The following is a 20,426-nucleotide window of genomic DNA, read 5'->3' as shown; positions in this document are numbered from 1 at the left end:
ACGGAAACCCGTCGGGTCCGGCTCCCCCCTGCGGAGCCGGACCCGACGGGCGTCCGGTGGGGCCGCGGCAGCCCGGTGACTACTTCGCCGCGTACGTCCGCCGCCCCCGCCGGTGGGCGATCTCGCCGAGCACGATGTCCACGAGCAGGAACGCGGCCAGCGGGATGCCCAGCAGCGGCACGAAGTAGCCGACGACCGCGACCGCGGCGAGCAGCGGAACGAGGATCTGCGGCGGCACCTGCGCCCAGGCGCCGCGCGGGACGGGGCGGCCGAAGGCGGAGTCGCGGCCGCGCTGCCACCACATGCGGTAGCCCCACACGATCAGGACGATCAGGGAGGCGGCGAGGAGCATGAGGGCGATCTGGTTGGCCAGGCCGAACAGGACGCCGGAGTGCAGGTCGATCCCCCAGCGGGTCAGCTTGGCCAGGACCGGGTAGTCCGCGAACCGCAGCACGTCCAGGACCTCGCCGGTGGCCGGGTCGACCGCCACCGCGTCCTGCTTCTCCGGCCAGCTGCGCTGCACCTGCTTGACGACGTACGCGGACGAGGCGTCGGCGGGCGGCTGGATCTCGACGGGGTCGGTCAGCCCTTCCGCGCGCGCCGCGGCCAGCACCGTGTCGAGGCCGGCGCCGGGCGCGGCCTGCTCGCCGCCGGAGGAGGTCGCACCGCCGTGCTCGGCGTGTTCCCCCGCCGCCGAGGAGAGCACCGGCGTGGCGCCGCCGAGCGAGGTGCGCAGTTCGTCGATGTTCGCTCCGGCGTACGCCGACCAGGTCAGGCCGGTCGCCGAGAGGAACAGGAAGCCGGCCGCGGCCCAGGCGCCGACGGTGCCGTGCAGTCCGAGGGTGCGGCGCCGGCCGCTGGAGCCGCGCAGCTTGCGCAGGGCGCGGCGGCGGGAGAACCAGAGGACCAGTCCGCCGGCCGCGATCACCCACAGCCAGCTGGCGGCGAGTTCGCTGTAGAGGCGGCCGGTCTCGCCGAGGTGCAGGTCGCGGTGGAGTTCGTCGATCCAGGTGCGCAGCGGCAGCGCGCCGGACGCGCCGTACTGTTCGAGGGCGCCCTTCACCTTGGCGGTGTACGGGTCGACGAAGACGGCGAGGGTGTGGTCGGGGTCGACGCCGGGGACGCCGGAGAGCAGCACCCTGGTGGTGGCGTCGGCGGCGGGCGAGGGCCGTACGGCGGTGACCGTGCCCTCGGGGTGGGCCTCGCGGGCGGCGGCGACCTGCTGGGAGACGGGGAGCTCGGTGTCGCCGACGGGGACGGTCAGCTCGTCGGCGTAGACGATCTTCTCGGCCTGGAAGGATCCGGCGTACAGCAGGCCGGTGACCGCGGCGACGAGCAGGAACGGGGCGACGAGCACCCCGGCGTAGAAGTGCAGGCGCAGGATCAGCGGGCGCAGCGGAGCCCAGCCGCTGGGCGGCGCCGTCGGCGCGGCCGGCTGGGTGGCCTCGTCCGCGTGGGGCGAGGGAGCGGTGGTCATCGGTGGGTCTCTCCGGGACGAGTGTGTGGTCGGCCGTGGTGCTCCAGTGGTCGGATGGCGGGGGCGGGGAGTTCCCAGGGACTTGAGTGACCTGTGTCACACAGGCTAGGGGGCATGGCATGCTGGCGGAATGTCTACTCCCAGCCATCGCGTGCCCGTTGCCGAGCAGGTCGAGGAACTCCTGGCCGCGGAGGGGCCGTTGACCGTCCTGGCGGCGGGCGATCCGGTGCTGCGGCGGCCGGCCGAGCCGTTCGACGGGCAGCTGGAGCCTGCCCTGCTGGCCCGTTTCGTCGAGGCGCTGCGCCGCACGATGCACGCGGCGCCGGGGGTGGGGCTCGCCGCGCCGCAGGTCGGGATCGGGCTGCGGATCGCGGTGCTGGAGGATCCGGCGCCGGTGCCGGAGGAGGTGCGGCGGGCGCGCGGGCGGGTGCCGCTGCCGTTCCGGGTGCTGGTCAACCCGTCGTACGAGCCGGTCGGCGGTGAGCGGGCGGCGTTCTTCGAGGGGTGTCTGAGCGTGCCGGGCTGGCAGGCGGTGGTGGCGCGGCCGGCGCGGGTGCGGCTGACGGGCGCGGACGAGCACGGCCGCGCCGTGGACGAGGTGGTCTCCGGCTGGCCCGCGCGGATCGTGCAGCACGAGACCGACCACCTCGACGGCGTGCTGTACCTCGACCGCGCGGAGCCGCGCTCGCTGTCGTCGCACCAGGCGGTGGCGGAGCGCTGGAACCAGCCGACACCCGAGGAGGCCGCGCGGGCCCTGGGGTTCCCTCTCCCCCGGTGACCGGCCACCCCCCCGGGGGGCGCGCTCCCTGACTACCGGGCCGCACCGCCCATGACCGTACGTCAGCTGTCCCGGTAGGCCTCCAGCAGCCGCAGCCACACCTCGCTGACCGTCGGGTACGAGGGAACGGCGTGCCACAGCCGGCCGACCGGGACCTGGCCCACGACGGCGATGGTGGCGGAGTGGATCAGCTCGCCGACGCCGGGGCCGACGAACGTGACGCCGCGCAGGATCTCCTCCTCCAGGTCGACGACCATGCGGGCGCGACCGCGGTACCCGTCCGCGTAGAGTCCGGCCCCCGCGACCGACGCGAGGTCGACGTCGACGGCGCGGACGCGGTGTCCGGCCTCCTCCGCCTCGGCCAGGGAGAGGCCGACGGCCGCCGCCTCGGGGTCGGTGAAGACGACCTGCGGTACGGCGGCGTGGTCGGCGGTGGCGGCGTGCGCGCCCCACGGCTCCCCCTCCAGCGCGGTCTCGCCGGAGGCGCGGGCGGCGATCGCGGCGCCCGCGATCCGGGCCTGGTACTTGCCCTGGTGGGTGAGGAGCGCCCGCTCGTTGACGTCGCCGACGGCGTAGAGCCAGTCGGTGCCGGGGACGCGCAGGCTGTCGTCGACCGGCAGCGGGCGGCCGGGCTCCAGGCCGACGGTGTCCAGGCCGATGTCGTCGGTGCGGGGGGCGCGGCCGGTGGCGAACAGGATCTCGTCCGCCTCGACGCGGTCGCCGGCGTCGGTCACGGCGACCACCGTGCCGTTCTCCCGGCTCACCGCCGTCACGGACGTACCGGTGCGGATCTCGGCGCCGGCCTCGATGAGCGCCTCGGCGACCAGCTCCCCGGCGAACGGCTCCATGCGCGGGAGCAGCCCCTTGCCGCGCACCAGCATGGTCACCCGGGAACCGAGGGCCTGCCAGGCGGTGGCCATCTCGGTGGCGACCACGCCGCCGCCGACCACGATCAGCCGTCCGGGCACCGTCTTGGCGCTGGTGGCCTCGCGGCTGGTCCAGGGCCGGACGTCGGCGAGCCCCGGCAGTCCGGGCAGCCGGGCGCGGCTGCCGGTGCAGACGGCCACGGCGTGCCGGGCGGTGAGGGTGCGCCTGCTGCCGTCGGGGCCGGTGACCGTCACCGTGCGGGGTCCGGCGAGGCGGCCGTGGCCCCGGTAGAGGTCGGCGCCGACGCCCTTCAGCCAGTCGGCCTGCCCGTCGTCGTGCCAGTGGGAGGTGTACTCGTCCCGGTGGGCGAGCACGGCGGGCGCGTCGAGGGGGCCCTGCACGAGGTGGCGCAGACCGGGGACGCGGCGGGCGTCCGCGCGGGCGATCACCGGGCGCAGCAGGGCCTTGCTGGGCATGCACGCCCAGTAGGAGCACTCGCCGCCGACCAGTTCGCTCTCCACGACCGCGGTGGTGAGGCCGGCCGCGCGCGTGCGGTCGGCGACGTTCTCCCCCACGGGCCCGGCTCCGAGGACCACGACGTCGTACGCGATGGAATCCGTTTCCGTCATGGAGTCAGTCTGGTGGGTGGTGTGCGGGGAGGCCACAGGGGTACGCGCGCGGATGCGCGATGCCGCGCGCACGCGTCCGCCGTACGGGTCGGCGCGCACGGAATAGGCGGCTGTCCGGCCGTGTTGTCCGGACGGCTCGCCCTTATACCGGGACCCCCACCAGGAAGCAGGGATACGCCATGAGCAGCACCGTGGAGCTGACCAAGGAGAACTTCGACCAGACGGTCACGGACAACGACTTCGTGCTGATCGACTTCTGGGCGGAGTGGTGCGGTCCCTGCCGGCAGTTCGCGCCGGTGTACGAGAAGGCGGCACAGGCCAACCCGGACCTGGTGTTCGGCAAGGTGGACACCGAGGCGCAGCCGGAGCTGGCGGCGGCCTTCGGCATCCAGTCCATTCCGACGCTGATGATCGTCCGCGACCAGGTGGCCGTGTTCGCGCAGCCCGGCGCGCTGCCCGAGGCGGCGCTGGCGGATGTGATCGGGCAGGCCCGTGCTCTCGACATGGACGAGGTCCGCAAGGCGGTCGCCGAGCAGCAGGCAAAGGCGGCGCAGGGCGGTGGCGGTCAGGGAGACCGCTGACCCGCCGGGCGGTTCCCGTCATCCCACCTGGTGAGCGGCGCTCGCTCGATGCGACGCGTGGTCAGCTGGAGTCGCGGTGCACCACCGCGGCGCCCAGCACCTCGCGGTGCTCCAGCGCGGTGCCGGGTTCGCGGACCGCGCGGTCGACGAGTTCGGCGAGGTCGCGGCCCGACGGCAGTTCGATGTGGACGGTGCTGAGGCGGGGCCGCAGCAGCCGACCGGCCATGAGGTCGTCGGCGCCGATCAGGGCCGTGTCGCCGGGGAGGTCGACGCCCTCGTCCTGGAGCGCGCGCATGAGCAGCATGGCGTACTCGTCGTTGTACGCGAACACCCCGTCGAGGCCGAGGTCGCCCCAGCGTGCGGCGAGCCGGGCGGCGGACTGCTCCTCGTAGGCGAGCGGCAGCTCGGTCAGGGTGGCGTCGGTGCCGCGCAGGGCCTGGCGTACGCCGTCCAGGCGGGGCCGGGAGAAGGGCTCCAGGCCGGGCTCCTCGGGGACGACCACACCGATCCGGCGCCGTCCGCGCGCGTACAGATGCGCGCCGGCCGCCCGGCCGACCGCCGCGTGGTCCATGAGCAGGGCGTGCGCGCCCTCGACGGGCTCGGGTCCGAGGGTGACCACGGCGCGGGCGCCGGAGCGCTTGAGCAGGGTGACGCCCCGCGGGCCGAGGCCGGAGCCGGGCACGAGGACGGCCACGGGGCGCAGCTCGGCCCAGGCGCGGGCCGCCTCGTCGCCGGTCAGGCCGAGGCTGCCGTACTGCACGACCGTGTAGTCGAGGCGGCCGAGGGCCCACTGGAGTTCGTTGATGAACTGGCTGTAGAGCGGTCCGACCGGGATGGTCGGGGCGGGCATCAGGACCATCCGGCTGTGCCCGGCGCGCAGGCTGCGGGCCGCCGCGTGGGGGACGTATCCGAGTTCCTCGGCGGCCTCGTGGACCCGGCGGCGGGTGGGTTCGCTGATGCGTACGGCGCTGGTGTTGTTCAGGACGTAGGAGACGGTCGCCCGGGAGACGCCGGCCAGACGGGCCACATCGGCACTCGTGGGCACGGAACGCTGCGCGGGCGCGGGCGTTTTCGGTATCTGCACCATGACGTACGGCATCTTGGCAGAGGCCGGGGGGCCGGGGCCGGGCACCCCCGGGCGCCGGCCACCTCCGGGCTTCCGGACGCCCCCGGGCACCGGGCACCTCCGGACATCCGGGCCCCCCAGATGTCCGGGCACCCCGAGGCCTCGGGTGTCCGCGGGGCGTCGCGCGTGCGCCGGACGAGGGTCAGGGCTTGTCGGCCGGGGCCGGTGTGACGCCGGTGACGCGGGTGACCAGGTCGGTCCAGCCCGCCTCCAGCCGGGTCAGGGGCATGCCGCACTGCTTGGTCAGGTGGTGGACCGAGACGGGGTCGAGGAAGCCCATCAGCGCGGTTGCGAGCAGTTCGCAGTCCGCGTCGGGCAGCGCCTGCCGCAGCAGGAGCGTGACGTGGCCGCGCAGCAGGCGCCGGGCCGGAGCGGTGAAGCGGCGGGCCGGGTCGGGCTCGGCCGCGATCTGGAGTTCCAGCGACTGCGCGCAGTGACGCAGCATGGCGTGCCCGAAGGCGTTGAGCCGGTCCGCGGGCGGGGCGCCGGGGCCGAGCGGCGGGGGCCCGCTGAGGAACGCGGCCTGGAACTTGCGCTCGGAGTGGTCGAGCAGCGCGGTGAGCAGTCCGACGCGGTCGCCGAAGCGCCGGAAGACGGTGCCCTTGCCGACCTGGGCCGCCGCGGCCACCGCCTCCATGGTGACGCCGGCCGCGCCGTGCTCCGCGATCAGCTGGGCGGCCGCCTCCAGCAGCCGGGCCCGGTTGCGCGCGGCGTCGGCGCGCAGGCAGGGGTCCTGTCCGGCGACGCCCAGCTCCAGCAACTCGGGGGTGCCGGCGGGCTCCTGGTGCGACGGGAAGGGCGGCAGGGAGGCGGACATGAGGTCCAGCGTAGAGCATCGGGAATGAAACTGGACCGTGGTCCGGTTAGGTGCTACAACTTTAAACGGACCCCGGTCCGGATAGTTCCGGAAGTCCGCTCGACCCGCCGTTTTTCTCAGCCATCGGGAGTACCCCATGTCCGTTCGCATCCTCGCGCTCGTCGGCAGCCTCCGCGCCGGTTCGCACAACCGCCAGCTCGCCGAGGCCGCCGTGAAGCACGCACCCGAGGGCGTCGACATCCAGGTGTTCGAGGGCCTGGCCGAGATCCCGTTCTACAACGAGGACATCGACGTCGAGGGCTCCGTCCCGGCCGCCGCCGCCCGGCTGCGCGAGGCCGTCGCCGCCGCCGACGCGCTGCTGCTGTTCACCCCCGAGTACAACGGCACCATCCCGGCCGTCCTGAAGAACGCCATCGACTGGCTGTCCCGCCCGTACGGCACCGGCGCCATCGTCGGCAAGGCGGTCGCCGTGGTGGGCACCGCGCTCGGCCAGTACGGCGGTGTCTGGGCGCACGACGAGACCCGCAAGTCCGTGGGCATCGCGGGCGGCAAGGTGCTCGAGGACGTCAAGCTCTCCATCCCCGGCTCCGTGCAGCGCTTCGCCGAGGCCCACCCGGCCGACGACGCCGAGGTCGCCGCGCAGCTCACCGAGGTCGTGGCCCGGCTGCACGGCGAGGCCGTCGCGGCCTGACGGGCACCGCCCGTCCGCGCGCCCGCGCGCCGCACGCACGGCACGCCGCACACCGCACACCGCACGCCTCAAGGGGGCCGGAGCACACCGCTCCGGCCCCCTGGCCGTACCCGGCGCACCCGTCCGCCCGTCGCATCCGTCGCACCGTCGCGTCCGTCGCGTCCGTCGCATCGCCAATCGCACCGGTCGTACTTCGTCGCAGCCGCGTCCGGCCGTCATGCGTTCGCTTGTTCGTTGAAGGTTGTTCAAACCAGGGATCTGTTCACGCCAACTCTGCGAGGGTGGGCGCATGCAGACCCTCTACCGAAGACTGCTCACCTTCCTGCCCCGTCTCGGACTGAAGGTGATCGACCTGGGGCCCGGGACCGCGGTGGTCTCCCGGCGCGGCGGACGCACCCGTCTCCCGCTGGACGCGGGCGCCGACCTGGTGGCCCGCGACAACGGCCAGTACGCGGTCACGGGCGCCGGCAAGGACACCTGGGTGGTGCTGCGCGACCGGTCGGCGCGGGCCGGCGAGCGGGTCCGGGAGTGGACCGGCGTCCGGCTCGGCGACACGGGCGCGCGGCTGCTGCTGGACCGGCGGGCCCCGGCGGACGAGCGCCGGCTCCAGCTGGCCGCCGCCGAGTATCTGTGCGCCCAGCACGTGGCCGCGATGCTGGAGCTGTACGGGGTGAACTGCGTCTTCGACGTCGGCGCCAACGCCGGACAGTACGCCCGGCGGCTGCGCCGGCTCGGCTACCGCGGCCGGATCGTCTCGTTCGAGCCGACCGCCGACGCCTTCGCCCGCCTGCGGGAGGCCGCCCGCGACGACCCCGACTGGCAGGTGCGGCACTGCGGGCTGGGCCGCGAGGACACGGTCAGCACCATCCACACCGGGTGGAACACCATGAACTCGCTGCTGCCGCCCAGCGACTACGGCCGCGACCGCTACCGCCGGTTCGCCACCACCCGCACCGAGCAGATCGAGATCCGGCGGCTGGACGCGGTGATGGACGAGGCCCTCGACGGCATCGCCGAGCCGCGCCCCTTCCTGAAGATGGACACCCAGGGCTACGACCTGGAGGTGTTCGCCGGTGCCGGGGAGCGCGTCGCGGACTTCGTGGGCCTGCAGTCGGAGGTGGCCGTCCTGCGGCTGTACGAGGGGAGTCCGCGGATGAGCGAGGCCATCGCGGCGTACGAGGCGGGCGGCTTCGAGATCACCGGCATGTACCCGGTGACCCGGGAGGCGGCCACGGGCCGGGTGGTCGAGTTCGACTGCGTGATGATGCGCGCCAAGGCGGCACCCGAGCCGGCCGGCTGACCGCACGCCCGCGCCCGCTACCGGGCCGGGCGCTCATCCCCGCTCTCCGACCGCTTGGCGGCCCGCAGGCTGGTGACCGTGGTGACCGCGAGCACCAGCACGATGAAGCCGAGGGAGAAGGGGATGCCGATCTCGGGCACGTGGACCCCGGACTCGTGCAGCGCGTGCAGCACCAGCTTCACGCCGATGAAGCCCAGGATGACCGACAGGCCGTACGACAGGTGGACCAGCCTCTTGAGCAGGCCGCCGATGAGGAAGTACAGCTGCCTGAGGCCCATCAGGGCGAAGGCGTTGGCGGTGAACACGATGTACGGGTCCTGGGTCAGTCCGTAGATCGCGGGGATGGAGTCCAGGGCGAACAGCACGTCCGTGGAGCCGATGGCGAGCATCACGACCAGCATCGGGGTCATGACCCGCTTGCCGTTCTGCTCGACCCACAGCCGGGTGCCGTGGTATCGGTCGGCCACCCCGAAGCGGCGCTCGACGGACTTGAGCAGCTTGTTCTCCTGGTACTCCTCCTCGTGCTCCTCCTTGCGGGCGTCCTGGATCAGCTTCCAGGCGGTCCAGATCAGGAAGGCGCCGAAGAGGTAGAACACCCACGAGAACGCGGAGATGATCGCGGCGCCCGCGGCGATGAACCCGGCCCGCAGCACCAGGGCCATGAGCACGCCGACCATCAGCACGCGCTGCTGGTACGGCGGCGGCACCGCGAACTTCGCCATGATCAGGACGAAGACGAAGAGGTTGTCGACGCTCAGCGACTTCTCGGTGATGTACCCGGCGAAGAACTCCCCGGCCGGTCCCCAGCCGGCGGTCATGCCGAGCCCGACACCGAAGGCGCAGGCCAGGACGATCCACACCACCGTCCAGACGCCGGCCTCCCGCAGCGAGACCTCGTGCGGCTTGCGGCCGATCAGGAAGTCGACGGCGACGAGGACGCACAGGACGCCGACGCTGAGCGCCCAGACGGTGAGGGAGACGTTCACGGCGGTGCTCCTGATGCGAGGGGGACCGGGGCCTCCCAGCATCGTCACAGAGCACGCCGTCAGGCGCCCGCCGCCGGCTCCGCCCGGAACCGCGCGACCCACTCCGCGGTCGCCCCGAGGCCGCCGAAGGTGTAGAAGTGCACCTTCACCTCGCCGTGGACGTCCGGGTCGTAGCCCTCGGCGAGCGCCCGCAGGAAGCGGTCGGGCCCCGCGGTGCCCATGAGGTTGGTGAGCGAGAAGCCGTACTTGCGGGCGATGGACGCGCTGGTGCCGACGCCGAAGCGGGTGGCGTACGACATCAGCCGCCGCACCCCGGCCGGACCGGGCACGCCGATCCGGACCGGCAGGGCGATGCCGCGCTCGCGGACCTCGGCGACCCAGGCGAGCACCCGGTCGGCGTCGAACCCGAACTGGGTGACGACATGGCCACCGAGCCGCTTGCCGGCGAGCGCCTCGCTCTTGTCGGCGAGCGCCGCCCACAGCACCCGGTCGGTGATCGCGGGATGGCCCTCCGGGTAGCCGCTGACGCCGACGTGGCGCACGCCGTAGCGCTCCAGCAGGCCGGCGCGGATCACGGACAGCGCGTCCTCGTACGGCCCGTGCGGCCGGGCCGGGTCTCCCCCGACGACGAGGACGTGCTCCCCGGTCCCGTCGGACCGCAGTCCGTCCAGGAACTCCTCCAGCTCGGCCCGCGAGCTGAGCCGGCGGGCCGAGAGATGCGGCACCGGCAGGAAGCCGAACCGTTTCACCGCCCGCGCCGCCGCCAGGCGCATGCCCAGGTCCTCGTTGCCGAGGAAGGTCACATTGATCCGGGTGCCCGGCGGGATGAGCTGCCGCGCCTTCTCCAGGTGCGGCACGTCCTTGCCGGTCATCTCCAGGGAGAAGTCCTCCAGCAGCGTCAGCGCGGCGGCACGCACGGCGGCGGTGGGGCCGGGGGCCGGGGCCGCGGCGGCACGCACGGCGGCGGTGGGGCCGGGGGCCGGGGCGGTGGGGCCGGGGTTCATCGAGCTCCTTCGGCGTCGGGTACGACGGCTCGCCGTGGGGAGCGCCGCCTGGTGGGCGGCGCTCCGGCATCGCGGCGCAACAGGGTACGCGGACCGGGCTCGGCGGGTGCGGGCGGGACGGGGTGCGGGCTGGACGGACTGCGGGGCAGACGGATTGCGGGTCTGACGGATTGCGGGTCTGACGGCGTGCGGGCCGAGCGGGCGCGGCGCGGGAGGGCCGACGGACCGTCCGACGGGGCCTGGCGGTACGGGGTGCGGCGCGGGGGTCCGACGGGGTCACCTCGCGGCATTCCGTACGGCGAGGAGCCGAGCCGACGGCCGGAGGGCGGGTTACGCTGCGCCGGTCCGACGATGTGACCGGATTTGGGAGGTTTCATGCCCTCGCGACTCAACCCGTATCTCAGCTTCGACGGCGACGCCCGGCAGGCCATGGAGTTCTACCGGGAGGTGTTCGGCGGCACGCTCAAGCTCAGCACCTTCGGCGAGTTCGGCCCGCCGGACGCCGCCGGGGCCGACAAGATCATGCACGGGATGCTGGAGACGCCGTCCGGCTTCACCCTGATGGGCGCCGACACCCCGCCCGGAACCACGTACACGCCCGGCAACGCCTTCGCGGTGAGCCTGAGCGGGGAGGACGAGGCCGAGCTGCGCGGCTACTGGGAGAAGCTGTCCGCCGAGGGCTCCGTGTCCGTGCCGCTGGAGCGGCAGATGTGGGGCGATGTGTTCGGCATGTGCACGGACCGCTTCGGCGTCACCTGGATGGTCGACATCACAGGGGAAGCGGCGAACGGCTGACGCGGATCTTGGACTGGCCGTGCGGCCGTTTCTCCCAGTCGTCCATGAAGCGGGCGTGCAGGCCGTGGCGGTGGGCGAGCGCGAGCAGGGTGTCGGTGCGGTAGTAGAAGTCCTCGCGCAGGACCTGGTGTTCGGTGCCCTCGGTGCGGTCGAAGGTGAAGTCGAAGAAGCCGTCCGGCTTCATGACGCGGCCGACGTGGGCCAGGCATTCGTCGATCACGTCGAGCGGGGAGTGGGAGAAGACGCTGTGCGCGTGGACCACGTCGAAGTGGTCGTCCGGCAGGAACTCCAGCTTGAGATCGCCCGTGATGGTCAGGTGCGGGAGCTTGTCCTGCAGGCCGCGCTCGGTCAGGGTCCGCTTGGCGGCGATGAGGATGTCCGGCGAGATGTCGATGCCGTAGTAGTGGCCCTCGTCGAGGTAGTCGATGAAGCGCCAGCCGCCGCGCAGGTTGCCGCAGCCGATGTCGAGCATGCGGTGCTCGGGACGCAGTCCGTGCTCCAGGAGGTAGTCGAACTGCATCTGCCCGAGCGCCAGCCAGCGCTCGTGGGTGCGGCTGCCGACCGCCGCCTCGGGGTCGCAGCGGGTGTCGGAGGCCATCACCGCCCGGTAGTAGCCGACGTGGTCGGGGTGTTTCAGGCGCAGCCAGGCGTCCCGGCCCGCCCGGCGGACGTACGGGGCAATGCGGCCGGGGTGGCGCAGGGCGTAGCCGACCTTGTGGGTGAGCGCGGCGCGGTTGCTGCGCAGCCTGCTCGGGGAGGTGGCGTCCTGGGTCATGGCGGTGTGGCCTCCGTCCGACGGGGTTTCACCCCATTCTGGGATCAACCGGTCACAGCGCGCCATCGCTCACCGGGCGCTGAACGGCCTCGGTCGCCACGGCCACCCGCCGCTCCTGGTCGGCGTCGGCCCGTTCGTGTCCACCGGGGACGCCGCGGCCGTGCGGCCGACACCCGGCGCCGGCGGGGGCGTTCCCCGTACGGCCACGACAGGTTACCGTTCGGTAGACAACGCGCCCCGGAGGTGTCCCGCATGACGCTCGCCCCTGCCGCAGGCCTGGTGGAGACCGCTCGCGCCCTGGCCGCCGGGGAGGTGACGTCACGGGCCCTCGTCGCCGCGGCCCTGGCCCGGATCGAGGCGACCCAGGGCTCTGTCAACGCCTTCCGGCTCGTGCGCGCCGAGGCGGCGCTCGCCGAGGCGGAGGCGGCGGACCGGGAGCTGGCGGCGGGCGGCCGCCGGCCGCTGCTCGGGGTGCCCGTCGCGGTCAAGGACGACATGGACGTGGCGGGCGAGCCGACCGCGTTCGGCTGCCGGGGAACCTTCCCGCCGGTCGCCGAGGACGGCGAGGCGGTACGGCGGCTGCGGGCGGCCGGTGCCGTCATCGTGGGCAAGACCAACACGTGCGAGCTGGGACAGTGGCCGTTCACCGAGGGCCCGGCGTTCGGCACCACCCGCAACCCGTGGAACCCCGAGCACACTCCCGGCGGCTCCTCCGGCGGCAGCGCGGCCGCGGTCGCGGCGGGCCTGGTGCCGGCCGCGCTCGGCTCCGACGGGGCCGGTTCGGTGCGCATCCCCGCCTCCTGGACCCACCTGGTCGGCATCAAGCCGCAGCGCGGGCGCATCTCGACCTGGCCGCGCGGCGAGTCGTTCCAGGGGATCACGGTCAACGGCACGCTGGCCCGCACGGTCGCGGACGCGGCCCTGCTGCTGGACGCGGCGAGCGGCAATCACCCGCGCGATCCGCACCGCCCGCCCGCGCTGAAGGTGTTCGAGGCGGTCGGCCGGGATCCCGGCCGGCTGCGGATCGCGCTCGCCCTGACCCCGCCCTTCACCGCGCTGCCGGCCCGGCTCGATCCGCGCGTCCGCGCCCGGGTGACCGAACTGGCCGAGGAACTGAGCGCGTTGGGCCATGTCGTCGAGGAGGCGGATCCGCCCTACGGGCAGATCGGGCTGACCTTCGTGCCGCGGGCCACCGCCGGTATCGCCGAGTGGGTGCGCGACGCGCCCGAGCCGGCGCTGCTCGATCCGCGCACCCGTGGCGCCGCGCGGCTGGGCCGGCTGCTCGGCGGGGCCCCGCTGAAGGCGGCGCGGCGGGCGGAGGCGGTGCTGCACCGCCGTATCGGCGCCTTCTTCACGTCGTACGACGTCGTGCTCGCGCCCACGACGGCCACTCCCCCGCCCCGGATCGGCGCCCTGCTCGGGCTGGGCCCGCTGGCCACCGACCGGGCGATGATCGCCGCGTGCCCGTACGCGTGGCCGTGGAACGTGCTGGGCTGGCCCGGTGTCGCCGTGCCCGCCGGTTTCGTCGACGGCGGGCTGCCCGTCGGCGCGCAGCTGCTCGGCCCGGCGCACAGCGAACCGCTGCTGGTGTCGCTCGCCGCGCAGCTGGAGGCGGAGCTGCGCTGGCACGAACTGCGGCCTCCCGAGCGGTCGGTGACGCAGTCGCCCGCGATGTGAGGAGGCCCGCCCGCCGCGGAACCGATCAATCGGATCGACTGCGGCGGTGCCCCGCCCCGACACTCTTGACCGTGTCCAGTCATGGCGCTACGTTCCCGGTGACCGTAAGGAAACCTTCCTAACAGTCCACCCCCCACCGGAGAATGTCATGCGCAGACCTCTGTCCGCTCTCCTCGCCGCCGCGGCGCTCGCCGGACTGGGCCCCCTCGTCGCCGGCCCCGCCCCGGCCACCGCCTCCCCCACCTCCGCCTCCCCCACCTCCGGCACGTCCGCCGACGCACCCGCCGGCACGCCCGCCGCCGTCAACGGCCGTCTGAAGGTGTGCGGGGTCAAGCTCTGCAACCAGTACGGCAAGCCGGTCCAGCTGCGCGGCATGAGCAGCCACGGCCTGCAGTGGTACAGCCACTGCCTGACCGACGGCTCGCTGGACGCGCTGGCCGGCGACTGGAAGGCGGACGTCCTGCGGATCTCGCTCTACGTCCAGGAGGGCGGCTACGAGACGAACCCGCGGAAGTTCACCGATCGCGTGCACCAGCTCATCGAAATGGCCACGGCCCGCGGCATGTACGCCCTCGTCGACTGGCACCAGCTCACGCCGGGCGACCCGCACCACAACCTGGAGCGCGCCAAGACGTTCTTCACGGAGATCGCCCGGCGCCACCGCGGCAAGACCAACCTGCTGTACGACATCGCCAACGAGCCCAACGGCGTCACCTGGTCCCGGATCAAGTCGTACGCCGAGCAGCTGATCCCGGTGATCCGCGCCCAGGACCCGGACACGCCGATCCTGATCGGTACGCACGGCTGGGGCTCGCTCGGCGTCTCGGACGGCCGCGACGAGCGGGACGTCGTCGACAACCCGGTGCGGGCGAGCAACATCATGTACACGTTCCACTTCTACGCGGCGTCGCACGGCCAGGAGTACCTGAGCGCGCTCGACCGGGCCTCGGACCGCATCCCGGTCTTCGTGACCGAGTTCGGCACCCAGGAGGCCAGCGGGGACGGCCCGAACGACTTCGGCCGCACCCAGCAGTACCTGGACCTGATGGCGCGCAAGAAGATCAGCTGGGTGAACTGGAACTTCTCCGACGACCACCGCTCGGGTGCGGTCTTCAGGACCGGCACGTGCGACACGGGCGGCCCCTGGGCGGGCACCGCATCGCTGAAGCCCGCCGGTGTCTGGATCCGGGACCGGATCAGGACGCCGGACGACTTCCCGACGGGCTGAGCCGCCGCTCCGGGAACGCCTGGGCGAACGCCTCCCGGACGACCGCGCCGCGGGTGCGGTCCAGCACGCCGAACACCACGTGCTCGAACGCGCCCGCGAACCGGCCGCCGGGACCGAGCAGCCCCCGGAAGGCGCCCGCCACCCGCGCCGGGTCGTTGCGGAACACGCCGCAGCCCCAGGCGCCCAGCACCAGCCGCCGGTAGCCGTGGGCCGCGGCCGTCTCCAGGACCCGCTCGGCGCGGGTGGCCAGGGCGCGCGGCAGCTCGCCCACGCGGTCGGGCGCGGTGCGCCGTACGACGCCCGCGTTGGGTGCCGCGGCGGCGAGGAACCCGGTGGTGAACGGCGTGTCGAGCAGGCGGCCCCGGTCGTCGCGGAAGACGGGCACGGCCGGGCTGTGGATGACGCGGTCCGTGTAGAACGGGTCGCGGTGCGTGCGGTGGTGGTCGTAGAACTCCGGGGCCCGCAGCAGGCAGGTGTACAGCGCGGAGGCGCGGCACAGGGCCTCTTCCTGGGCCTGGGCGCCGTTGAGATAGCCGCCGCCGGGGTTGCGGGCCGACGCGAAGTCGAGGACCGCCGTGGCCGCGCCGAGGCGGCGGGCGGCCTCCAGGCTGCTCTCGCCCGTGACCTCGATCAGGGTGTCCGTCGCCGGGGCGGACGGCCCCGGCACCGGCACCGGGCCGGGGCCCAGCATCCGGGTGCCCGACCGGGCCGCCTCGATCGCGTCCGCCAGGGAGATCCGGTGGCCGCCCGGTGAGCGGTAGCCCCCCGCCGCCACGATCTGCTCCGTCTCCCGTGCGATGCCGCGCAGGCGCGCGCTCACGGCGCCACCCCCGTAGGCGCCGTGACCGCGCGCCGCGCGGCCTCCCCCGTCGTGCTCATGACCTGATCCTGAGCGATCCCGGTCCCGCGCCGCAACGGAGTTTCGCGGCCCCGGCGACGGCGGGCGTCCCGCCCGGACCCTCAGGCCGCCGCTCCCGGACGGCCCGACAACCGTCCCGGCCTTTCAGGCCGCCGCTCCCGGACGGTCCTGACATCCGGTTCCGATCGCCCCGATTTGCCCCCTTGTACGAACGCGCGTCAGGGTCTTGGGTGGGACAAGCGTGCCGGTCGGAGCCCACGGGCCCCGGTCGGCGGCATGGAGGAACCTCAGAAGGGATCCCGACATGTCCGATGCGGCAAGCGACTGTACACAGACCCGCGCGGCCGTGACCGAAGCCGAGGTGGAGGCACTGATCCGCGGTATCTGCTTCAAGACCGGACCGCCCCGCACCGTCGGTGTGGAGCTGGAGTGGCTGGTCCACGACCTGCGGGAGCCGCAGCTCCCCGTGACGTCCGAACGACTCGAAGCGGCCTACGCCGCACTGCGCGCCACGTCCCTGGCGTCGGCGCTCACCGTGGAACCCGGCGGCCAGCTGGAGCTGAGCTCGCCGCCCGCCGCCTCCCTGATGGAGTGCGTGCGCACCGTCTCCGCCGACCTCGACGCCGTCCGCGCGGTGCTGCGCGAACGAGGCCTTCGCCTCGCCGGCATCGGTCACGACCCGTGGCACTCGCCGAGCCGGTTCCTGCGCGACCCGCGCTACGACGCGATGGAGACCTACCTCGACCGCACCGGACCGGCCGGCCGCGCCATGATGTGCACCTCGGCCTCGGTGCAGGTCTGCCTGGACGCCGGATACGAGGAGCCGGGCCCGCTCGGGCATGTGCGGCGCTGGTGGCTGGCCCACCAGCTGGGCGCGGTCCTGGTGGCCGTGTTCGCCCACTCCCCGGTGGTCCGGCGGCGGCCGACGGGCTGGGTGTCCACCCGCCAGCTGCGGTGGGCGGAGATCGGCGCCGGACGGGCGGGCGCGCCGGAGCTGGACGCCGATCCGCGCCGCGCGTGGGCCCGGCGGGTGCTGGACGCGCCGGTGATGTGCGTGCGCAGCGAGAGCGGCCCGTGGGAGGTGCCCGACGGGCTGACGTTCCGCGAGTGGACCCGGTCGGGCACGCCCCGGCCACCCACCCGCGACGACCTCGACTACCACCTGACGACGCTGTTCCCTCCGGTCAGGCCGCGCGGCCATCTGGAGCTGCGGATGATCGACGCACAGCCCGGGGAGCACGGCTGGATCGTGCCGGTCGCCGTGACGACGGCGCTCTTCGACGACCCGCAGGCCGCCGAGACCGCCTACCGCACGGTGAAGCCGCTGGCCGAGCGCGCCCTGGGCCGGCCCGCGCCGCACAACCCGCTGTGGTCCGCCGCGGCCCGGGACGGGCTGGCCGACCCGGAGCTGCGCGAGGCGGCCGTGGCCTGCTTCGCGGCGGCGCTGGACGCGCTGCCCCGGCTCGGCGCCTCGCCGGGCGTGACGGCCGCCGTCGCGGCCTACCGGGACCGTTACGTCGTCCACGGCCGCTGCCCCGCCGACGACCTGCTCGACCGGCTGCGCGACGGCGATCTCCCCGGGTCCGGGCCGCACCCGGACGACCAGACCACCGTCCCGCACGGGAAGGACCCGCGCTCATGACCGACACCTCCCGTCAGACCGTCTCCCGGTCCGCCCCCGGCACCGCCGCAGGGCCCTGCACCGGGGCCGGGGCCGTCTCCGGAGCCGGGGCCGCCTCCGGGACCGCCCCCGAGGCCGTGCCCGAGACCGCGTCCGAGACCGATCCCGAGGCCTTCCGCGAGCGTGCCCTCGCCTCGCTGACCACCGCCCGCGACCGCACCACCCTGCTGACCGACTGCGTCGACGAGCCGGACCTGACCGCCCAGCACTCCCCGCTGATGTCGCCGCTGGTGTGGGACCTCGCGCACATCGGCAACCAGGAGGAGCTGTGGCTGCTGCGGGCGGTCGCCGGGCAGGAGGCGCTCCGGCCCGAGATCGACAGCCTCTACGACGCCTTCGAGCATCCGCGCGCGGAGCGTCCGTCGCTGCCGCTGCTGCCGCCCGCCGAGGCCCGCGCGTACGCCGCGCAGGTGCGCCGCCGGGTCCTGGACGTGCTGGAGGGCACCGCCTTCCACGGCACCCGGCTCACCGAGGCGGGGTTCGCGTTCGGCATGGTCGCGCAGCACGAACAGCAGCACGACGAGACCATGCTGATCACCCATCAGCTGCGCCGGGGACCGCGGGTGCTCACCGCCCCGGACCCGGAGCCGCTCCCCCTGTTCACCGGACCGGCCGAAGTCCTGGTTCCCGGCGGCCCGTTCACCATGGGCACCTCCGCCGAGCCGTGGGCGCTGGACAACGAACGGCCCGCGCACCGCCGTGAGACACCGCCCTTCTTCATCGACACCACCCCGGTGACGAACGCCGCCTACCAGGCGTTCATCGAGGACGGCGGCTACGACGACCCGCGCTGGTGGACCGCCGAGGGCTGGGCGCACATCCGCAGGAACTCGATCACCGCGCCGCTGTACTGGCGCCGGGACGGCGGGCAGTGGCTGCGCCGCCGGTTCGGGGTGACCGAGGTGGTGCCGCCGGACGAGCCGGTGCTGCACGTGTGCTGGTACGAGGCGGACGCGTACGCCCGCTGGGCCGGACGGCGGCTGCCGACCGAGGCCGAGTGGGAGAAGGCGGCCCGCTTCGACCCGGCGACCGGCCGCTCCCGGCGCTATCCGTGGGGCGACGCCGACCCCGGGCCCGAGCACGCCAACCTCGGCCAGCGGCATCTGCGCCCGGCGCCCGCCGGGAGCTACCCGGCCGGTGAGTCGCCGCTCGGCGTACGGCAGTTGATCGGCGACGTGTGGGAGTGGACGGCGAGCGACTTCCTGCCGTACCCGGGGTTCCGGGCGTTCCCGTACAAGGAGTATTCGGAGGTGTTCTTCGGGCCGGAATACAAGGTGCTGCGCGGCGGTTCGTTCGCCGTGGACCCGGTGGCCTGCCGGGGCACCTTCCGCAACTGGGACTATCCGATCCGGCGGCAGATCTTCTCCGGCTTCCGCACGGCCCGCTCGCAGGACGTCTGATGTGCCGTCACCTCGCCTACGTGGGGCCCGCCGAGCCGGTCGGCGCCCTGCTGGTGGCGCCGCCCCACGCGCTGTACCGCCAGTCGTGGGCGCCGCGCCACCAGCGCCACGGGACGGTGAACGCCGACGGCTTCGGGGTCGGCTGGTACGCCGACGGCGACCCGGTGCCGGCCCGCTACCGGCGCGCCGGGCCCATCTGGGCCGACCAGTCCTTCGCCGACCTGGCGCGGGTCGTGCGCACCGGGGCGCTGCTCGCCGCGGTGCGGGACGCGACGCTCGCCGGCGCGGACGCCGAGGCCGCGGCGGCGCCGTACGCCTCGGGCCGGTGGCTGTTCAGCCACAACGGCGCGGTGACGGGCTGGCCGGGCTCCCTGGCCGGGCTGTCCCGGAGCCTGCCGCCGCAGGACCTGCTGTCGCTGGAGGCCCGCAACGACTCCGCGCTGGTCTGGGCGCTGGTCCTGGCCCGGCTGCGCGCCGGGGACGATCCGGGCCGCGCGCTCGCCGACACCGTCCCGGAGGTCGCCGCGGCGGCCCCCGGCTCCCGCCTGAACCTGCTGCTCACCGACGGCTCCACCGTCACCGCCACCACCTGGGGCGACACCCTGTGGTACCTGGTCCGCCCGGGCGGCGGCGCGGTCGTGGCCTCGGAGCCGTACGACGACGATCCACGCTGGGCCGAGGTCCCGGACCGCACGCTGGTCACCGCGGGCCCCACCGAGGTGCGCCTCGCCCCGCTCAAGGAGCCGAGCCACGCCCCAGCCCCCGCACCACCGAAGGAGCCCCGCACGTGAGCCCGTTCCTCCTCACCCGCACCCTCCCCGAGGACGCCACCGAGGCCGCCCTGCGCGCCGACGTCCTGCACGGCCTCACCGCCACGCCCAAGACGCTCCCGCCGAAGTGGTTCTACGACGCGCACGGCAGCGAACTGTTCGACAAGATCACCGAGCTGCCCGAGTACTACCCGACGCGCGCCGAACGGGAGATCCTGGTCTCCCGCGCCGCCGACATCGCCGCCGCGACCGGCGCCCGCACCCTGGTCGAGCTGGGCTCCGGGTCCTCCGACAAGACCCGGCACCTGCTCGACGCGTTCGGCGGTCTGCGCCTGTACGTGCCGGTCGACGTCAGCGAGAGCGCGCTCACGCAGGCCGGGCGGGCGCTCGTCGCGGAGCGGCCCGGCCTGTCCGTGCACGCGCTGATCGCCGACTTCACCGCCCGGCTGGAGCTGCCGGACACGCCGGGGCCACGGCTGCTGGTGTTCCTCGGCGGCACGATCGGCAATCTGCTGCCCGCCGAGCGGGCGGCGTTCCTGTCCTCGGTGCGCGCCCTGCTCGCCCCGGGTGACGCGCTGCTGCTGGGCACCGACCTGGTGAAGGACGAGGAGGTGCTGGTGCGCGCGTACGACGACGCGGCGGGGGTGACGGCCGCGTTCAACCGGAACGTCCTCGCCGTCGTCAACCGCGAGCTGGGCGCCGACTTCGATCCGGGCGCCTTCGACCATGTGGCGCTGTGGGACGCCGAGCGGGAATGGATCGAGATGCGGCTGCGGTCCCGCGCGGAGCAGACCGTGAAGATTCCCGCCCTCGACCTGGCCGTGGAGTTCGCGGCGGGCGAGGAGCTGCGCACCGAGGTGTCGGCGAAGTTCCGGCAGGAGGGGGTGTGGGCGGAACTGACCGCCGCCGGGCTGCGGCCGGCCCACTGGTGGACGGACGGCGAGGGCCGTTTCGCGCTGTCGCTGAGCGTCGTGCCGTAGCAGCC

Annotated in this window: 19 protein-coding genes; 11 read left to right on the top strand and 8 right to left on the bottom strand. The window is 74.2% G+C overall.

Annotation, left to right across the window (positions count from 1 at the left end; all coding sequences use genetic code 11):
- Positions 1–79 precede the first annotated feature (79 nt).
- On the bottom strand, positions 80–1,477 hold the full coding sequence (locus tag AB0K92_RS23340; protein WP_365925773.1) for a PepSY domain-containing protein: 1,398 nt from the start codon (positions 1,475–1,477) through the stop codon (positions 80–82).
- 130 nt (positions 1,478–1,607) lie between these two features.
- Between AB0K92_RS23340 and AB0K92_RS23335 the strand changes: the two genes are divergently transcribed.
- Entirely contained in the window at positions 1,608–2,255 is a 648-nt protein-coding gene (locus AB0K92_RS23335; RefSeq protein ID WP_365925771.1) for a peptide deformylase, read from the top strand.
- Positions 2,256–2,317: 62 nt separating this feature from the next.
- Here the strand turns inward: AB0K92_RS23335 and AB0K92_RS23330 are convergent, their stop codons facing one another.
- Positions 2,318–3,751, bottom strand: a complete 1,434-nt coding sequence (locus AB0K92_RS23330) for an NAD(P)/FAD-dependent oxidoreductase (RefSeq protein ID WP_365925769.1) — start codon at positions 3,749–3,751, stop codon at positions 2,318–2,320.
- Positions 3,752–3,930: 179 nt separating this feature from the next.
- On the opposite strand from AB0K92_RS23330, the gene trxA reads away from it, so the two are divergent.
- The gene (gene trxA / locus AB0K92_RS23325; protein WP_365925767.1) at positions 3,931–4,332 is read left to right on the top strand and encodes a thioredoxin; all 402 of its coding nucleotides are present in this window, start codon (positions 3,931–3,933) and stop codon (positions 4,330–4,332) included.
- Between the two features lie 61 nt (positions 4,333–4,393).
- Here the strand turns inward: trxA and AB0K92_RS23320 are convergent, their stop codons facing one another.
- A complete protein-coding gene (locus AB0K92_RS23320; RefSeq protein WP_365925765.1) occupies positions 4,394–5,419 on the bottom strand; it encodes a LacI family DNA-binding transcriptional regulator in 1,026 nt (341 codons plus the stop codon).
- A gap of 181 nt (positions 5,420–5,600) precedes the next feature.
- Positions 5,601–6,275: a helix-turn-helix domain-containing protein gene (locus AB0K92_RS23315; RefSeq protein ID WP_365925763.1), complete on the bottom strand. Its 675-nt coding sequence runs from the start codon at positions 6,273–6,275 to the stop codon at positions 5,601–5,603.
- A 136-nt stretch (positions 6,276–6,411) separates the two neighbouring features.
- Here AB0K92_RS23315 and AB0K92_RS23310 point away from each other — a divergent pair, with 136 nt between their 5' ends.
- The gene (locus tag AB0K92_RS23310; RefSeq protein WP_166003849.1) at positions 6,412–6,966 is read left to right on the top strand and encodes an NAD(P)H-dependent oxidoreductase; all 555 of its coding nucleotides are present in this window, start codon (positions 6,412–6,414) and stop codon (positions 6,964–6,966) included.
- Between the two features lie 289 nt (positions 6,967–7,255).
- Positions 7,256–8,266, top strand: a complete 1,011-nt coding sequence (locus AB0K92_RS23305) for an FkbM family methyltransferase (protein WP_365925760.1) — start codon at positions 7,256–7,258, stop codon at positions 8,264–8,266.
- A 17-nt stretch (positions 8,267–8,283) separates the two neighbouring features.
- Here AB0K92_RS23305 and AB0K92_RS23300 read toward each other — a convergent pair whose 3' ends face one another.
- Together AB0K92_RS23300 and AB0K92_RS23295 are read right to left on the bottom strand one after the other, a co-directional pair.
- The gene (locus tag AB0K92_RS23300; RefSeq protein WP_365925758.1) at positions 8,284–9,252 is read right to left on the bottom strand and encodes a TerC family protein; all 969 of its coding nucleotides are present in this window, start codon (positions 9,250–9,252) and stop codon (positions 8,284–8,286) included.
- A gap of 59 nt (positions 9,253–9,311) precedes the next feature.
- Positions 9,312–10,124, bottom strand: a complete 813-nt coding sequence (locus AB0K92_RS23295) for a methylenetetrahydrofolate reductase (RefSeq protein WP_365925813.1) — start codon at positions 10,122–10,124, stop codon at positions 9,312–9,314.
- 507 nt (positions 10,125–10,631) lie between these two features.
- Here AB0K92_RS23295 and AB0K92_RS23290 point away from each other — a divergent pair.
- Positions 10,632–11,051, top strand: a complete 420-nt coding sequence (locus AB0K92_RS23290) for a VOC family protein (RefSeq protein WP_365925756.1) — start codon at positions 10,632–10,634, stop codon at positions 11,049–11,051.
- Here AB0K92_RS23290 and AB0K92_RS23285 read toward each other — a convergent pair.
- On the bottom strand, positions 11,026–11,826 hold the full coding sequence (locus AB0K92_RS23285; protein WP_365925753.1) for a class I SAM-dependent methyltransferase: 801 nt from the start codon (positions 11,824–11,826) through the stop codon (positions 11,026–11,028). The genes AB0K92_RS23290 and AB0K92_RS23285 overlap by 26 nt on opposite strands.
- A gap of 252 nt (positions 11,827–12,078) precedes the next feature.
- Between AB0K92_RS23285 and AB0K92_RS23280 the strand changes: the two genes are divergently transcribed.
- Positions 12,079–13,503, top strand: a complete 1,425-nt coding sequence (locus AB0K92_RS23280; protein WP_365925751.1) for an amidase — start codon at positions 12,079–12,081, stop codon at positions 13,501–13,503.
- 148 nt (positions 13,504–13,651) lie between these two features.
- Positions 13,652–14,731, top strand: coding sequence for a glycoside hydrolase family 5 protein (locus AB0K92_RS23275; RefSeq protein WP_365925749.1), 1,080 nt, complete (start codon positions 13,652–13,654; stop codon positions 14,729–14,731).
- On the opposite strand, the gene AB0K92_RS23270 is transcribed toward AB0K92_RS23275, so the two are convergent.
- Positions 14,700–15,551, bottom strand: coding sequence for a TIGR02452 family protein (locus AB0K92_RS23270; protein WP_365925747.1), 852 nt, complete (start codon positions 15,549–15,551; stop codon positions 14,700–14,702). The genes AB0K92_RS23275 and AB0K92_RS23270 overlap by 32 nt on opposite strands.
- A gap of 343 nt (positions 15,552–15,894) precedes the next feature.
- On the opposite strand from AB0K92_RS23270, the gene egtA reads away from it, so the two are divergent.
- Genes egtA through egtD form a run of 4 tightly spaced genes read left to right on the top strand, consistent with a single transcriptional unit; the run spans position 15,895 to position 20,421 of the window.
- Entirely contained in the window at positions 15,895–17,232 is a 1,338-nt protein-coding gene (egtA, locus tag AB0K92_RS23265; protein WP_365925745.1) for an ergothioneine biosynthesis glutamate--cysteine ligase EgtA, read from the top strand.
- Positions 17,229–18,671 (top strand): ergothioneine biosynthesis protein EgtB, encoded by a 1,443-nt coding sequence (egtB, locus tag AB0K92_RS23260; protein ID WP_365925743.1) that lies wholly within the window; start codon positions 17,229–17,231, stop codon positions 18,669–18,671. Before egtA ends, egtB begins: the two co-directional genes overlap by 4 nt.
- A complete protein-coding gene (gene egtC / locus AB0K92_RS23255; protein ID WP_365925741.1) occupies positions 18,671–19,462 on the top strand; it encodes an ergothioneine biosynthesis protein EgtC in 792 nt (263 codons plus the stop codon). Before egtB ends, egtC begins: the two co-directional genes overlap by 1 nt.
- Positions 19,459–20,421, top strand: a complete 963-nt coding sequence (gene egtD, locus AB0K92_RS23250) for an L-histidine N(alpha)-methyltransferase (protein ID WP_365925739.1) — start codon at positions 19,459–19,461, stop codon at positions 20,419–20,421. The genes egtC and egtD overlap by 4 nt, the downstream gene beginning before the upstream one ends.
- The last annotated feature ends 5 nt before the right edge of the window (positions 20,422–20,426 follow it).

This window comes from Streptomyces sp. NPDC052687, from assembly GCF_040678395.1.
In the GTDB taxonomy this organism is placed as follows: Bacteria; Actinomycetota; Actinomycetes; order Streptomycetales; family Streptomycetaceae; genus Streptomyces.
Note: the sequence above shows the minus strand (reverse complement) of the source record. Positions and strands in the feature narration are given on the sequence as shown.